General features: G+C 53.9%; 12 protein-coding genes. 4 read left to right on the top strand and 8 right to left on the bottom strand.

From position 1 onward, the window contains the following. Nucleotides 1-3: 3 nt before the first annotated feature. A complete protein-coding gene (locus ACLD4F_RS15215) occupies nt 4-543 on the bottom strand; it encodes a DUF2058 domain-containing protein (RefSeq protein ID WP_001096724.1) in 540 nt (179 codons plus the stop codon). 55 nt (nt 544-598) lie between these two features. Beyond that, nucleotides 599-679: a hypothetical protein gene (locus ACLD4F_RS15210; protein WP_079944709.1), complete on the bottom strand. Its 81-nt coding sequence runs from the start codon at nt 677-679 to the stop codon at nt 599-601. Nucleotides 680-750: 71 nt separating this feature from the next. Here ACLD4F_RS15210 and pepE point away from each other — a divergent pair, with 71 nt between their 5' ends. Further along, complete coding sequence (gene pepE / locus ACLD4F_RS15205) at nt 751-1,440, top strand: dipeptidase PepE (protein ID WP_024797322.1); 690 nt, start codon at nt 751-753, stop codon at nt 1,438-1,440. A gap of 75 nt (nt 1,441-1,515) precedes the next feature. Here the strand turns inward: pepE and ACLD4F_RS15200 are convergent, their stop codons facing one another. Then, nucleotides 1,516-3,147 (bottom strand): Na/Pi cotransporter family protein, encoded by a 1,632-nt coding sequence (locus ACLD4F_RS15200; protein WP_000956811.1) that lies wholly within the window; start codon nt 3,145-3,147, stop codon nt 1,516-1,518. Between the two features lie 266 nt (nt 3,148-3,413). Then, nucleotides 3,414-7,097 (bottom strand): methionine synthase, encoded by a 3,684-nt coding sequence (gene metH, locus ACLD4F_RS15195; protein WP_079944708.1) that lies wholly within the window; start codon nt 7,095-7,097, stop codon nt 3,414-3,416. A gap of 304 nt (nt 7,098-7,401) precedes the next feature. Here metH and iclR point away from each other — a divergent pair, with 304 nt between their 5' ends. Then, nucleotides 7,402-8,226: a glyoxylate bypass operon transcriptional repressor IclR gene (gene iclR / locus ACLD4F_RS15190; protein ID WP_000226434.1), complete on the top strand. Its 825-nt coding sequence runs from the start codon at nt 7,402-7,404 to the stop codon at nt 8,224-8,226. Nucleotides 8,227-8,236: 10 nt separating this feature from the next. Further along, complete coding sequence (locus ACLD4F_RS15185) at nt 8,237-8,644, top strand: ASCH domain-containing protein (protein ID WP_010989091.1); 408 nt, start codon at nt 8,237-8,239, stop codon at nt 8,642-8,644. On the opposite strand, the gene aceK is transcribed toward ACLD4F_RS15185, so the two are convergent. The 4 genes from aceK to metA form a co-directional block, all read right to left on the bottom strand. Beyond that, the gene (aceK, locus tag ACLD4F_RS15180) at nt 8,608-10,359 is read right to left on the bottom strand and encodes a bifunctional isocitrate dehydrogenase kinase/phosphatase (protein ID WP_079944707.1); all 1,752 of its coding nucleotides are present in this window, start codon (nt 10,357-10,359) and stop codon (nt 8,608-8,610) included. The two genes, ACLD4F_RS15185 and aceK, sit on opposite strands and share 37 nt — an antisense overlap. A 101-nt stretch (nt 10,360-10,460) precedes the next feature. Next, on the bottom strand, nt 10,461-11,765 hold the full coding sequence (gene aceA / locus ACLD4F_RS15175) for an isocitrate lyase (RefSeq protein WP_000857884.1): 1,305 nt from the start codon (nt 11,763-11,765) through the stop codon (nt 10,461-10,463). Between the two features lie 31 nt (nt 11,766-11,796). Continuing rightward, complete coding sequence (aceB, locus tag ACLD4F_RS15170) at nt 11,797-13,398, bottom strand: malate synthase A (RefSeq protein ID WP_001069371.1); 1,602 nt, start codon at nt 13,396-13,398, stop codon at nt 11,797-11,799. Between the two features lie 268 nt (nt 13,399-13,666). Then, on the bottom strand, nt 13,667-14,596 hold the full coding sequence (gene metA, locus ACLD4F_RS15165) for a homoserine O-succinyltransferase MetA (RefSeq protein ID WP_001122767.1): 930 nt from the start codon (nt 14,594-14,596) through the stop codon (nt 13,667-13,669). Nucleotides 14,597-14,752: 156 nt separating this feature from the next. Here metA and ACLD4F_RS15160 point away from each other — a divergent pair, with 156 nt between their 5' ends. Then, the gene (locus ACLD4F_RS15160) at nt 14,753-15,190 is read left to right on the top strand and encodes an acetyltransferase (RefSeq protein ID WP_411010913.1); all 438 of its coding nucleotides are present in this window, start codon (nt 14,753-14,755) and stop codon (nt 15,188-15,190) included. Nucleotides 15,191-15,456 lie beyond the last annotated feature (266 nt).

Below are 15,456 nucleotides of genomic sequence, written 5' to 3'. Positions count from 1 at the left end.
GACTTACCACATCAAATCGTCAGGAACTTTAAAATCGGCATACGGATCATCTTCGTCCTGCTCTTCCTGACTCAGCGCACTGTTTACGACAATACTGTCCGCATCTCGTTGTGCGATTTTATCGGCGACGCTCGCGGGAATAATCGCATATTCACATTCACCGCTGTTATTGATAACCAAACGCGCAATCGCGAGACGCCCATTAATCAGTTGCGTCTGGGTGAGCTTATCCACGTCTATTTTTTTGATGACGTTATTATCGGTGAAGTTAAAACCAATATCGCCTTTAGATACATTGATTCTATTCATTTCAATAAGTTGCTTAACCTGAGCTTTAAACTCTTTCGCTAAAACCGCTTGTTTTTGCTGTTCACTGAGTTGTTTATCACGCTCAAGTTGCGCCTTTTTATTTTCTTCCACCGCCTCTCTGGCCTCACGAGCCTGAACGCGTGATTTTTTAGCCGTGCGTTGGACTTTGGCCATTTTTTTGCTGGTCACTAATCCCGCTTGTAGCAGTTGCTCTTGTAAGGTCAGTTTTGCCATTTTCGTCTCTAAACGTGTTAAATAATTTTGCGGATTATACCTGTAATTTTTCAGGCTATACCAGATGGCAGATCTGGCCTGTCGTCACTTTTAGCGACCGCGCTTTGCCTGTGGCACGCATAACATCATGAGCCATATCAGTAAGACATTAAATGGATAATGGTAGCATTATTACGTTTTGACATTTCCTGATGAGGTGGAGAAGTAATGGAACTGCTTTTATTAAGTAACTCGACGCTGCCGGGTAAAGCCTGGCTGGAACACGCTCTGCCGCTGATAGCGAATCAATTGAACGGTCGACGCTCAGCCGTGTTTATTCCGTTTGCCGGCGTCACGCAAACATGGGACGAGTACACGGATAAAACCGCAGAGGTGCTTGCGCCATTAGGGATAAACGTCACAGGGATTCATCGTGTCGCCGATCCGCTTGCGGCGATTGAGAAAGCGGAAATCATTATTGTCGGCGGCGGAAATACCTTCCAGCTACTGAAAGAATCGCGTGAACGCGGGCTGCTGGCGCCGATAGCGGACAGGGTAAAACGCGGCGCGCTGTATATCGGCTGGAGCGCGGGTGCCAACCTTGCCTGCCCGACTATCCGCACGACCAACGATATGCCGATCGTCGATCCAAACGGTTTCGACGCGCTGGATCTGTTCCCGCTGCAAATTAATCCTCACTTCACTAACGCCTTGCCGGAAGGTCATAAGGGCGAGACCCGCGAGCAGCGTATTCGCGAACTACTGGTGGTCGCGCCGGAACTGACAGTGATTGGTTTGCCGGAAGGTAACTGGATTCAGGTGAGCAACGGCCAGGCAGTTCTCGGCGGCCCGAATACTACCTGGGTGTTTAAAGCGGGCGAAGAGGCCGTGGCGCTGGAAGCGGGTCATCGCTTTTAATCCCAGGCCACATTGAATGCCGAATGGCGGGCCTACGCGCATGTTCTCCGTAGGCCCCGCCATCCGGCATTTCACTTAATACTCGCCCCGTTCCTCGTCCTGATCCGGCTGTTCCAGTACGCTATAGGCGACCGAACAGAACAGTGAGTTAAGACGCTTCATATCGCCCAGCAGCCCTAAATGGAGCGAGCTGGTTTCAATGCTTTGCACGTTCTGCTGGTGCAGGCGGTCGACATGCGCATGTGAGTATCGGCGATTAAGTATACGGAAGCGATGTTTACTGCGGCGCAACCGACGGGCGCTGGTGACATCGCCGGAGAAAAAGACCGACATCGCCAGTTGCAGATTACTGAGCAGTTGATCGTAAAGCGCATCCAGCTCTTTCAATCCTTCTTCTGAAAATGCCCGACGCGCCGCCAGCGACTTGTCGGCAATCTCGCTGCCCATTCGCTCGATAATATCCGACGCCTGTTCGAGGTTCAGGGCCATCTCAATAATCTCCGCCCACCGGCGGGACTCCTCCGCCGCCAGCTCGTCTTTTGGCATTCGCGCCAGATAAAGCTTAATCGCGGTGTAGAGCACGTTAACGTCATCCGCCAGCTTGCGCAGCGCTTTCTCTTCACGCGGTTCGCCGTGCATGACCTTTTTTAGCCCTTCCATCATCTGTTCCATCGCATCGCCAATGCGCAACACCTCGCGGGCAGCATTAGCCAGCGCCAGCGTTGGCGTATCCAGCGCGCTGACATCCAGATGTTTCGGCTTCAGATGGGTATCCAGTTCAGGCTCATCACGAATAATTCGTTTACAAAAACGCGCCATCAGCTCGGCAAATGGCACCATCGCCAGGCAGCGCACCAGGTTATAGAAAACGTGGAAATAGATCACCAGCTCTGATTTCGGTAGCGATAGCTCATCCATCAGATTCGCCAGCGGATGGACAAACGGCAGGATGACCAGGCTGCCGATCAATTTGAACAATAGGCTGCCGAGCGCTACGCGACGCGCGGCAGCATTGGCGGCGCTGTTATTGAGCATCGCCAGCAGCCCCGATCCCAGATTGGCGCCGATGACCAGGCACAACGCCACCGGGAACGATATAATCCCCGCCGCCGTCAGGGTCGCCGTCAGCAACACCGCCGCCAGGCTGGAATAACTGATAATAGCGAACATCGCGCCAATCAGCGCATCCAGCATAATGTCGCCCGTCAGCGACGCGAAAATGACCTGCACGCCATTAGCCTGAGTGATCGGCGTCACCGCCTGCACAATCAGCTCCAGCGCCAGTAGAATCAGGCCAAGCCCGATACCGACGCGACCCAGCTGCCCGGCGCGGGACTGCTTACGTCCCAAAAAGAAAATCACGCCGATAAAAATCAGCAGCGGCGACAGCCACGAGAGATCGAAGGTCAGGATACGCGCCATTAGCGCGGTCCCCACGTCGGCGCCCAGCACAATCACCAGAGCTGGCGTCAGGGCGACAAGATCCTGGGCGACAAACGACGTTACCAATAAAGTGGTGGCGTTACTGCTTTGTACCAGCGCGGTAACACCGATACCCGCACAAAAGGCGAGCGGTTTCTTTTCCACGCTGCGGCTGAGGACAGTGCGTAGACGCGCGCCAAACACGCGCATTACGCCAGTACGAACGATATGTGTTCCCCATACCAACAGCGCAACGGCAGAAAGTAGATGGAGCAAAGTTAACACGGCGTCAGGTTCTCCTTATCGTTATACGTTTTCCTGAAGCTCACTTGCGATAAATTGCCTGATGGCGCACAGCGTTAAGGCCTGCTGGCGTTGCACGCCACCGGGCTTACCATACGTAATACGGTATGCTGAATAAGGCGTTTACGCCGCCATCCGGCAAATTCAGCGTAGAGCCTTCCTTCAGTATAAGGGTTTAATTGTAAGAAAGAGACAAGGCACCCAATGAGTGCCTTGTATGTTGTAAGGAAAAGTGACGATTTTATGAATCAGTCCGCATCGTAACCCAGGTTCGGCGCCAGCCACCGCTCAACATCCTCAATGCTCATTCCTTTACGGAAAGCATAATCTGTCACCTGATCGCGCTGGATCTGCGCTACCGCGAAGTATTTGCTCTCAGGATGGCTGAAGTACCAGCCGGAGACCGACGCGCCAGGCCACATGGCGAAAGATTCGGTGAGCTTCATCCCGGTGTGTTTTTCGACATCCAGTAGCTGCCAGATAGTGCCTTTTTCGGTATGTTCCGGGCAGGCAGGATAACCCGGCGCCGGGCGAATCCCCTGGTAGTTTTCGCGGATTAATTCGTCGTTACTCAGGCTCTCGTTCGGCGCATATCCCCAGTAAACCTTACGTACACGCTCATGCAGGTACTCGGCAAACGCTTCCGCCAGACGGTCGGCAATCGCTTTCACCATGATCTTGTTATAGTCGTCGTGTTGCGCTTCGTAAGCATCAGCCAGAGCGTCTTCTTCAAGACCGCCGGTGACTGCAAACGCGCCGATGTAGTCCGCTTTTCCGGACAGTTTCGGCGCGACAAAATCCGCCAGACAGTAGTTAGCAAAACCAACTTTCTCGGTCTGCTGGCGCAGGTGGTGGCTGACCGTCAGAACATGAGTACGGGTTTCGTCGCGATAGATTTCGATGTCGTCACCCACACGGTTCGCCGGGAACAGGCCCACCACGCCACGCGGATTCAACAGTTTCTCGGCGCTCAGTTTATCCAGCATATCATTGGCGTCTTTAAACAGACGCTGCGCCTCAACGCCCACCACCTCATCTTCCAGAATGCGCGGGTATTTGCCGGCCAGCGACCAGGTCATAAAGAACGGCGTCCAGTCGATGTAGTTGCGCAGAGTTTCGATGCTGGCTTCCACCTCCTGCACGCCCAGACGGTGGGCTACCGGCGGGGTGTAGCGTTCCCAATCGAATGCCAGATCATTATCGCGCGCCGCTTCCAGCGTGACCGGCGGCGTACGCGGTTTTTTGCGGGCGTGCTGAATACGCACGGTTTCGTACTCTTTGCGGGTACGGGCGACAAAGTCATCGCGCTGGTTGTCGGAGAGTAGCGCCGCCACCACGCCCACGGTACGCGAAGCATTCTGCACGTAGACCGTCGGACCGCTGTAGTTCTGCTCGATTTTCACCGCCGTATGCGCTTTCGAAGTGGTTGCGCCGCCGATCAGTAGCGGGATAGTAAAGCCCTGACGCTCCATCTCTTTCGCCACGTTGACCATTTCGTCCAGCGACGGGGTAATCAGCCCGGAAAGACCGATCAGATCGGCATTCACTTCACGCGCCGTTCTGAGGATTTTCTCCGCTGGCACCATCACGCCAAGATCGACGATTTCGTAGTTGTTGCATTGCAGCACCACGCCAACAATGTTCTTGCCAATGTCGTGCACATCGCCCTTCACGGTGGCAATCACCATCTTGCCGTTGCTGGAGCCTTTTTCTTTGCTGGCTTCAATAAACGGCTCCAGGTAGGCCACCGCTTGTTTCATCACGCGAGCGGATTTCACCACCTGCGGCAGGAACATTTTCCCTTCGCCGAACAGGTCGCCGACCACGTTCATGCCGTCCATCAGCGGGCCTTCGATCACCTCAATCGGGCGGGCGGCCTGCTGGCGGGCTTCTTCGGTATCCTGTTCGATAAATTCGGTAATGCCTTTCACCAGCGAGTATTCGAGACGCTTTTTCACGTCCCAGCTACGCCATTCCGCCTGCTGGGCACTGGCAGCTTCGTCGGTTTTGCTGCCGCGGTATTTCTCCGCCAAATCCAGCAAACGCTCGGTGCCGTCATCGCGACGGTTAAGAATGACATCTTCAACCGCATCGCGCAGCTCGGCGGGCAGGTCGTCGTAGATAGCCAGCTGTCCGGCGTTGACGATGCCCATGTCCATGCCGTTGCGGATGGCGTAGTAGAGGAATACCGCGTGGATAGCCTCACGTACCGGGTCGTTGCCGCGGAACGAGAAGGACACGTTAGACACGCCGCCGGAGATCAGCGCGTGCGGCAGCTCGCGTTTGATGTCTTCGCAAGCGCCGATAAAGTCCTGCGCGTAGTTGTTGTGCTCTTCAATACCGGTCGCCACGGCGAAGATATTCGGGTCGAAGATGATGTCTTCCGGCGGGAAACCCACCTCTTCGGTGAGAATTTTGTAGGCTCGGCGGCAAATTTCGATTTTACGCGCGCGGGTATCGGCCTGCCCCTGCTCATCAAAGGCCATCACCACCACTGCCGCGCCGTAGCGACGCAGAAGCTTCGCATGATGAATAAAGGCTTCCACGCCCTCTTTCATCGAAATAGAGTTGACGATGCCTTTACCCTGAATGCACTTCAGCCCTTTTTCGATAACCTCCCATTTGGAGGAGTCGATCATGATTGGTACACGGGCAATATCCGGCTCACCGGCAATCAGGCTGAGGAAACGCACCATCGCCGCTTCGGCGTCGAGCATCCCCTCATCCATATTGATATCAATAATCTGCGCGCCGCTTTCTACCTGCTGACGGGCGACATCCAGCGCTTCGCTGTATTTCTCTTCTTTGATCAGCCGTTTAAATTTGGCCGAGCCGGTGACGTTAGTACGCTCGCCGACGTTGACAAACAGGCTATCGTCGCCAATGTTCAGCGGCTCCAGGCCGGAAAGGCGGCAGGCGACGGGGATATCCGGCAGCTGGCGCGGCAGCAAACCGGCAACGGCGCGGCTCATGGCGGCGATATGCTCCGGCGTAGTGCCACAGCAGCCGCCAACGATATTCAGGAAGCCCGCTTCCGCCCATTCGCGAATCTGTTTCGCCATGGTGTCGGCGTCGAGGTCGTACTCGCCGAAAGCGTTCGGCAGGCCGGCGTTCGGGTGCGCGGTGACGTAGCATTCGGCAATCCGCGACAGTTCCTGGACGTACTGGCGCAGCTCATCAGGCCCAAGCGCGCAGTTAAGGCCAAAAGTGAGCGCCTCGGCGTGGCGCAGCGAGTTATAAAAGGCTTCGGTAGTCTGGCCGGAAAGCGTACGGCCAGAGGCGTCGGTGATGGTGCCGGAAATCATGATCGGCAGATCAACGCCCAGCGCTTCAAACTCTTCTTTCACCGCAAACACCGCCGCTTTGGCGTTGAGGGTGTCGAAGACGGTTTCAATCAGGATCAGATCCGCCCCGCCTTCCACCAGCGCTTTGGTGGATTCACGGTAGGCCGCCACCAGCTGATCGAAGGTGATATTACGAAACGCCGGGTCGTTGACGTCCGGCGAAATGGAGGCCGTGCGGTTAGTTGGACCAAGCACGCCCGCAACAAAGCGTGGTTTTTCTGGTGTTCGCGCCGTCCATTCATCGGCGCAGGCACGCGCCAGTTTGGCCGCCGCATAGTTAATTTCCGCCGACAGGGATTCCATCCGGTAATCCGCCATCGCAATGGTTGTCGAGTTAAAGGTGTTGGTTTCGATGATATCCGCGCCAGCCTCAAAGTAGGCGTTGTGGATAGCGGCGATCACCTCCGGCTTGCTGAGTACCAGCAGGTCATTGTTGCCTTTCAGGTCGCAGGGCCAGTCGGCAAAGCGCTCCCCGCGGAAATCTTCTTCATGTAGACGATAGCTCTGGATCATGGTGCCCATACCGCCGTCCAGCACCAGAATACGTTCATTTAACTGCGCACGCAGTTGTTCAACTTTGCTGCTCACACTCGCTCCCGACAACGCTCCACGTAACGAGCCATACTGGCACAAAGCGTGCTGGCGGAAAAGAGAACAACGGGCAACATGAGACATGTTCAGCTTGCCACCCACTTCTGTCGCTTTGCCGGATGGCGGCGCAAGCGCCTTATCCAGCCTACAAATTACTTTGGCAGCTCCCAAAGCGTAGGCCTGATAAGCGCAGCGCCATCGGGCATCCTGTGATGTCACTCATCCGATCAGTTCAGGAACTCTTGCATTATAATTGAATAAAACGAAAATGATTTCCACGATACAGAAAAAGGAGTCTGCCATGGTTGCCCCTGTTCCCGCGAAACGCGGGAGAAAACCTGCCGCTACCACTGCACCCGTAACCGGGCAGGTTCAGTCTTTAACTCGCGGTCTGAAGCTGCTGGAGTGGATTGCCGAGTCCAACGGCAGCGTGGCGCTGACCGAACTGGCGCAACAGGCGGGTTTGCCTAATTCCACGACTCACCGTCTACTCACCACCATGCAGCAACAGGGTTTTGTCCGCCAGGTTGGTGAGCTGGGCCACTGGGCCGTAGGCGCACACGCGTTTATCGTCGGCAGCAGCTTCTTACAGAGCCGTAATCTGCTGGCGATTGTCCATCCGATTTTGCGCAAGCTGATGGAGGACTCCGGCGAAACGGTAAACCTTGCCGTACTCGACCAGAGCGACCATCAGGCCATTATTATCGACCAGGTGCAGTGCACACAATTGATGCGCATGTCCGCCCCTATTGGCGGCAAGCTGCCCATGCACGCCTCTGGCGCGGGCAAGGCGTTTTTATCACAGCTCAGTGAGGAACAGGTTACCAGTCTGCTGCACCGCAAGGGGTTGCACGCTTATACCCATGCGACGCTGGTGTCGCCGCTGCATCTGAAAGATGACCTCGCCCAAACACGCAAGCGCGGCTATTCCTTTGACGACGAAGAACATGCGCTCGGTCTGCGCTGCGTGGCCTCGTGTATTTATGACGAACACCGCGAACCGTTTGCGGCCCTCTCTATTTCCGGCCCCTGCTCACGCATTACTGACGATCGCGTCACCGAACTTGGCGCCATGGTGATTAAAGCGGCGAAAGAGGTGACGCTGGCCTATGGTGGAACTCGCTGAAATGAGCAGCCTGAAATTATACTGGCAGGAGAAGTACCCACAGGCCTTCTGTTGGTCTTTCGGTGATTCGCCGGCGCTGGCCGACGAGCTGGCGGCGCTAGTGGTCGCCGGTAAAAAGCGTGGCACCTGTAGCTCGCTGGTTAGCTATCAGAAAGAGCAGCCCCCTGTCACGCCCGGGTCATATCACATTGTGCTCAACGGCACAGGCGACGCCGTGTGCGTCATACGCACGCTGGCGCTCAGGCTGATCCGTTTTAACGAGATGAGCGCCGATCTCGCCGCACTGGAAGGCGAAGGCGATCTTAGCCTGGCGTACTGGCAAGCGGCACACCGGGCCTTTTTTGAGCGCGAGGGTAATTGGTCGCCGGAGATGGAACTGGTTTACGAAGAGTTCGCCGTACTTGAGATCGCGCCGTAACGCACGCTAAAGCGCTGGCGACGACGATAGGCATACACATCTTCTACATGCCCTTCTTTAATACGCGTCTGTAGCGCGCGCCAGTAATCGGCGCGAAACAGGTCGGCATGCATCTCTTCAAACAATGGTCCGATACGCGGATCGGCACACAGCCAGTGGCGAAACTCCTCCGGGAAAACATCACCCGGCGAGACGCTATACCAGGGTTCGCTGGCCAGTTCGTCTTCCGGATAACGCGCTGGCGGAATATCGCGGAAATTCACTTCCGTCATGTAGCAAATTTCATCGTAGTCGTAGAACACCACGCGGCCATGACGGGTAACGCCAAAGTTTTTAAACAACATATCGCCGGGGAAAATATTAGCGGCGGCAAGCTGGCGAATCGCATTACCATATTCTTCTATCGCATCGCGCAACTGCTGGCCTTCTACCTGTTCCAGCCAGATATTGAGCGGCACCATGCGCCGTTCAATATAGAGATGGCGAATGACGATATGTTCCCCAAGCTCGGTAATCTTCTCTGGCACTTCTTGCCGTAACAGCGCCATCAGCGCCGGATCGATTTGCCGTTTATCCAGTACGAAATTCTCAAACTCCTGGGTATCCGCCATACGACCGACGCGATCATGCTCTTTTACCAGTTGATAACAGGCACGCACATGGGCGGCAGACATCTCTTTCTGCGGGGCGAATTTGTCTTTAATGATTTTAAATACCCGGTCGAAACCTGGCAGGGTAAACACCAGCATCACCATGCCGCGGATACCAGGCGCCTCAATGAATTTCTCATCGCTTTCAGCCAGATAACACAAATATTCGCGGTAGCTTTCGGTTTTCGCATGTTTCTGGCAGCCAATCGCCATATACAGTTCGGCAGTGGTTTTACCCGGCAGGATTTCACGCAACCACTCAACCAGCGCGGCAGGCAGCGGCGCATACACCATAAAATAAGAGCGGGCAAAACCAAACACAATGCTCGCTTCTGCCGTGGTGGTCAGGCAGGTATCGACAAATAGTTCACCCTCATCAGTGCGATGAATCGGCAATAAAAACGGCAGCGTACCGTCAGGTGTGGTTAATTTACCTACCAGCCAGGCCGCTTTATTACGGTAAAACAACTCATTCGCCACCTGGACATGGCAGCGAGGTAGCGCGTCCTCGCCCAGTGTTTCAGTCAGGTGCGCGATAATATAGCGGATATCCCGGCTTTTATTCTGCCAGGGCAGACGCAGCGGTAAGTCACTGAGTATGCGTATCAACAGCGTCTCCCAACCGTGATCGGGAAAGAAGTCTTTGGCCAGCGGGCGCGGGATAGTACGGAAGCGACGCTCCGGTTGCGAACTGAAAATAAACAACCGCTCGGGTGTTAACGAGCGGTGGTCAAATAACCGACAATAAACGGAGTTGAAAAAGCTCTCCGCAATCTCGAAGCGCGGGTAATCCGGCAACAGCCGGGTGTAATGCTCTTTAACGCGTAAAAGGAAATCCGCGTCGGTACTTTTGCCATCGGTAATACAGCGCAGTTGTTCCACCACCAGACCCACATGATGATCATAGAGGTGGATACGGCTTTTCATCGCCTGTTGGACGGCGTGCCAGTCGGCCTGTTCAAAACGCTGCTGCGCGCCGGAAGTCACTTCCAGAAATCGACCATACTGCGCGTCAAAGCCTTGCAGGATGGTTTGAGCAATCAGTAATTCCAGGCCACGCGGCATTTTTTTCCCTCATCCGGCACCACATCATGCCGGATGGCGCGTTCGCTTATCCGGCCTACGCTATCTGTAGGCCCGGTAAGCGCAGCGCCACCGGGCATCAATCAAAACTGCGATTCTTCGGTGGAACCCGTTAACGCGGTAACGGATGACGCGCCGCCCTGAATAATGGTGGTGACTTTGTCGAAGTAACCAGTACCCACTTCCTGCTGGTGGGAAACAAAGGTATAGCCGTCTTTCGCTGCGGCGAACTCGGGTTGTTGAACCTTCTCAACATAGTGCTTCATGCCCTCGCCCTGCGCGTATGCATGCGCCAGGTCGAACATGTTGAACCACATGCTGTGGATGCCCGCCAGGGTAATAAACTGGTATTTGTAACCCATGTCCGACAACTGCTGCTGGAAGCTGGCAATGGTCTTGTCGTCCAGATTCTTCTGCCAGTTGAAGGATGGTGAACAGTTATAGGCCAGCAGTTTGCCCGGATACTTCGCGTGGATAGCATCGGCAAAACGACGCGCCAGTTCGAGATCCGGCGTAGAAGTTTCGCACCATACCAGATCGGCATACGGGGCATACGCCAGACCGCGGCTGATCGCCTGCTCAATGCCCGCATGGGTGCGGTAGAAACCTTCGCTGGTGCGTTCGCCGGTAATAAAACTGCTGTCATAGGGATCGCAGTCGGAGGTGATCAGATCTGCCGCATCCGCATCGGTACGCGCAATCACCAGCGTCGGGACGCCCATCACATCAGCGGCCAGACGCGCAGCAACCAGTTTCTGAATCGCCTCCTGCGTGGGGACCAGCACCTTGCCGCCCATATGGCCGCATTTCTTCACCGACGCCAGCTGATCTTCGAAGTGAACGGCCGCTGCACCGGCTTCAATCATCGATTTCATCAGTTCGAAGGCATTCAGAACGCCGCCAAAACCGGCTTCCGCATCAGCAACGATCGGCAGGAAGTAATCCACATAGCGCGGATCGTTGGGTTCAATACCGGATGCCCACTGGATCTGATCTGCACGACGAAAAGTGTTGTTGATCCGATCCACTACCGCCGGAACAGAGTTTGCCGGGTACAACGATTGATCCGGATACATGCTGGATGCAAGGTTGGCATCTGCCGCCACCTGCCAGCCTGAAAGATAAATCGCCTCAATACCGGCTTTCGCCTGCTGCAACGCCTGACCGCCGGTCAGCGCGCCAAGGCTGTTGATATAGCCTTTTTTCGCTTCACCGTGCAACAGCCGCCACATTTTCGCGGCGCCGAGCTGCGCCAGCGTGCATTCCGGGTTAACCGAGCCGCGTAATTTCACCACCTCCTCCGCGCTGTACGGGCGGGTGATGCCTTCCCAGCGCGGTTGTGTCCACTCTTTCTGTAATTCTTCGATTTGTTGAGTACGGGTTTTCATGTGCAGATGCTCCATATTGTTATGTGGTGAATTAAGCCAGTAAGCGATAGCCCGGCAGGGTGAGGAAGTCGATTAAGTCATCTGAGGTGGTGATTTGCTCCATCAGACGTGCGGCATCGTCGAAGCGCCCGCTGCTGTAGCGGTGCTCGCCCAGTTCGTCCTGGATTACCCGCATCTCTTCCGCCAACATTTCGCGGAAAAGCGCTTTCGTTACGGGTTTTCCATTGCTCAGCGTTTTCTCATGGTGAATCCACTGCCAGATAGAGGTTCGTGAGATTTCCGCCGTCGCGGCATCCTCCATCAGACCGTAAATCGGTACACAGCCATTGCCGGAGATCCACGCTTCAATGTACTGCACTGCCACGCGAATATTGGCGCGCATTCCCGCTTCTGTGCGTTCGCCTTCACATGGCTCCAGTAACTGTTCAGCGGTAATCGGCGCATCTTCATCACGGGTAATGAACAGCTGATTTTTGTGCTCGCCCAGTACCTCGTTAAAGACGGCCATTGCGGTATCCGCCAACCCAGGATGCGCAATCCACGTGCCGTCGTGGCCGTTGTTCGCTTCCAGCGCTTTATCCGCTTTCACTTTGGCAAGGACCTGATTGTTGCGTTCAACGTCTTTGCTCGGGATAAACGCCGCCATACCACCCATCGCGAACGCGCCGCGCTTGTGACAGGTTTTGATCAGCAGGCGCGAGTAGGCGCTCAGAAACGGTTTGTCCATCGTTACCACCTGCCTGTCCGGCAAGACGCGATCCGGGTGATTTTTCAACGTTTTGATATAGCTGAAAATATAATCCCAGCGACCACAGTTGAGACCGACGATATGATCACGCAGCGCATGAAGAATCTCATCCATCTGGAAAACAGCCGGCAGCGTTTCAATCAACAGGGTCGCTTTGATCGTACCGCGCGGCAGGTTAAAGCGGTCTTCGGCGTAGCTGAAAACCTCACTCCACCAGGCTGCCTCCTGCCAGGCTTGCGTTTTCGGCAGGTAAAAATACGGGCCGCTACCTTTAGCGAGCAGCGCTTTATAGTTGTGGAAAAAGTACAGAGCAAAATCAAACAGGCTGCCGGGAATGGCTTCCCCCCGCCAGGTAACATGTTTTTCTGGCAGATGTAGACCACGTACACGACAAATCAATACGGCCGGATCGGGCTTGAGCTGATAGATTTTTCCGGCTTCGTTGGTATAGCTAATGGTGCCGTTCACCGCATCACGCAGGTTGATTTGACCATCAATAACTTTATTCCAGTCCGGCGCCAGCGAGTCTTCAAAATCCGCCATAAACACTTTCACATTTGCGTTCAGGGCATTAATCACCATTTTACGTTCAACCGGCCCGGTAATTTCTACTCGGCGATCCTGTAAATCCGCCGGAATACCACGAATCTGCCAATTACTTTCTCTAATGGAAGTGGTTTCCGAAATAAAATCAGGCAACTTACCGTTATCAATATCCTGCTGTTGCTGGATACGTGCAGCCAGGAGTTTATTGCGTTTTGGCGTAAAACGGGTGACTAACTCCGTCAAAAACTCGACTGCCTCAGCGGTCAGGACTTGCTTTTCCAGCTCGCCTTGCGGCCTGGTAAAGGTTAATTCATCAGTTGTGGTTGCCTGTGGATTCATCATGCAGCTCCTCGTTGTTGATCCAGATACATCCCCAATGCGAACGAAGGATCACTGTGCGCTTTTCGTTCAACACAACTAAGACTACTCAATTAAATTTCAAAATCAAAAACAATTTCCATTTTTAATTTAATTATGCATTAACCTATTGATAACAATGTAAATTAAATTTAATTACATGATGAGGTGCGTTTCGGAAATAAAAAAGACACCCGAAGGTGCCTGATTCAACATGCTGAAACGCTTTAGGATCGTCAGAAGCAGAAGATTAATCCAGGGTTGGATTCATGTGACGCAGATCATATGGCGTAATCTGGTAGACATAATAGTTGAGCCAGTTAGTAAACAGTAAATTACCGTGGCTGCGCCAGGTTGCGCGCGGTATGTTTTGCGGATCGTTTTTTGGGAAATAGTTGTACGGAACCTCCGGATTTAACCCGGCCTCAACGTCACGAAAATATTCACCCGCTAACGTATGAGCGTCATATTCAGGATGACCGGTGACAAACGCAATACGTTTATCTTTGCTGGCAAACAGGTACGCATCCCCTTCTTCTGTTTCGGCCAGAATTTCAAGATCCGTATAATCCCGTATCAGCGCCGCCGGGAAATCGGCATAGCGTGAGTGTGGCGCCAGAAACGAATCATCAAAACCACGCGTTAACAGAGCATGTGGATGAAGGATGTGATGTTCATAGACGCCGGAAAGTTTATCTGTACGGGTCTGCTTAGGGATACCATACAGAATATTGAGTGCGGCCTGAACGGCCCAACAGACAAATAGCGTCGAAGTAACGTGATCTTTCGCCCATTCCAGCACCTGCCTAATCTGCGGCCAGTAAGCCACGTCATTAAATTCCACCAGACCCAGCGGCGCTCCGGTCACGATAAGCCCATCAAAGTTCTGATCGCAGATATCGTCGAAGTTACAGTAAAAGTTGTTCAGATGCTCGGCTGGCGTGTTCCTCGACTCGCGGGCATCTATCCGCAGTAGTTGAATATCGACCTGTAATGGGGAGTTCGATAGCAAGCGCAGAAACTGATTTTCCGTTTCAATCTTCTTCGGCATCAGGTTAAGGATAAGTACCTTTAGCGGGCGAATTTCCTGACCTGATGCGCGAGAAGTCGTCATGACGAAGACATTCTCCTCACGTAAAAAATTGACGGCGGGTAGCTCGTCCAGCACGCGAATCGGCATAACCTGATAACCTCACGACATACGTTTAAACGTTTAGACATCCAGATAGCTGAAGATACTTAGAAATCAGGCGAATGTCGAGTCTGCAAGTTCAAGGTGAGAAAGTTTCACGACAGCATTTGCATTAGAATAGAAGTAAGCAAAAAAGGAGTGAAGATGATGATTAACATTCGCCGTTCAAGGCATGAGGAAGGGGAAAAACTGATTGCGATCTGGCGTCGCTCAGTCGATGCCACGCACGATTTTCTGTCAAACGCTTATCGGGCCGAACTGGAAGAACTGGTGAGCGATTTTCTGCCAGAAGCGCCACTATGGGTTGCCGTGACCGATCAGGATGAGCCGGTAGGATTTATGCTGCTTACCGGCGAACATATGGATGCGCTGTTTGTCGATCCGGACGTGCGTGGTCAGGGTATCGGTAAGAGATTAGTTGAACATGCCTTAACACTGGCGCCGGGGTTGACAACCAATGTTAACGAGCAAAATACACAAGCTGTTGGATTTTATAAGAGAATGGGATTTAAGGTGACGGGACGTTCGGAGGTCGACGATCTTGGGAAACCGTATCCATTGTTGAATTTAATTTATCAGTGAGTAGTGGCGCTGCCTGATAAGTGCATACAGGCCGGATAAGGCGGAGCCGCCATCCGCCGGAGCAGGTTGCCTGATGGCGCTGCGCTTATCAGGCCTACATTTTTACAGTTACCACACACGCAAAAAAGCCCGTCCTGACGGACGGGCTTTTTCACTTGTCTGATGCCTGGCAGTTTATGGCGGGCGTCCTGCCCGCCACCCTACGGGCCGTTGCTGCGCAACGAGTGCTCACCGACAGACCACAGATAAAACAAAAGGCCCAGTCT

The organism is Salmonella sp. 741265050_HSA, from assembly GCF_046569445.1.
GTDB lineage: Bacteria > Pseudomonadota > Gammaproteobacteria > Enterobacterales > Enterobacteriaceae > Salmonella > Salmonella enterica.
Note: the sequence above shows the minus strand (reverse complement) of the source record. Positions and strands in the feature narration are given on the sequence as shown.

Bases quoted from the DNA above. Each gene is read 5' to 3' on its own strand.
- ACLD4F_RS15215 (WP_001096724.1), bottom strand. From the start codon at position 543: ATGGCAAAACTGACCTTACAAGAGCAACTGCTACAAGCGGGATTAGTG.
- ACLD4F_RS15210 (WP_079944709.1), bottom strand. From the start codon at position 679: ATGGCTCATGATGTTATGCGTGCCACAGGCAAAGCGCGGTCGCTAAAA.
- pepE (WP_024797322.1), top strand. From the start codon at position 751: ATGGAACTGCTTTTATTAAGTAACTCGACGCTGCCGGGTAAAGCCTGG.
- iclR (WP_000226434.1), top strand. From the start codon at position 7,402: ATGGTTGCCCCTGTTCCCGCGAAACGCGGGAGAAAACCTGCCGCTACC.
- aceK (WP_079944707.1), bottom strand. From the start codon at position 10,359: ATGCCGCGTGGCCTGGAATTACTGATTGCTCAAACCATCCTGCAAGGC.
- aceA (WP_000857884.1), bottom strand. From the start codon at position 11,765: ATGAAAACCCGTACTCAACAAATCGAAGAATTACAGAAAGAGTGGACA.
- aceB (WP_001069371.1), bottom strand. From the start codon at position 13,398: ATGAATCCACAGGCAACCACAACTGATGAATTAACCTTTACCAGGCCG.
- metA (WP_001122767.1), bottom strand. From the start codon at position 14,596: ATGCCGATTCGCGTGCTGGACGAGCTACCCGCCGTCAATTTTTTACGT.
- ACLD4F_RS15160 (WP_411010913.1), top strand. From the start codon at position 14,753: ATGATGATTAACATTCGCCGTTCAAGGCATGAGGAAGGGGAAAAACTG.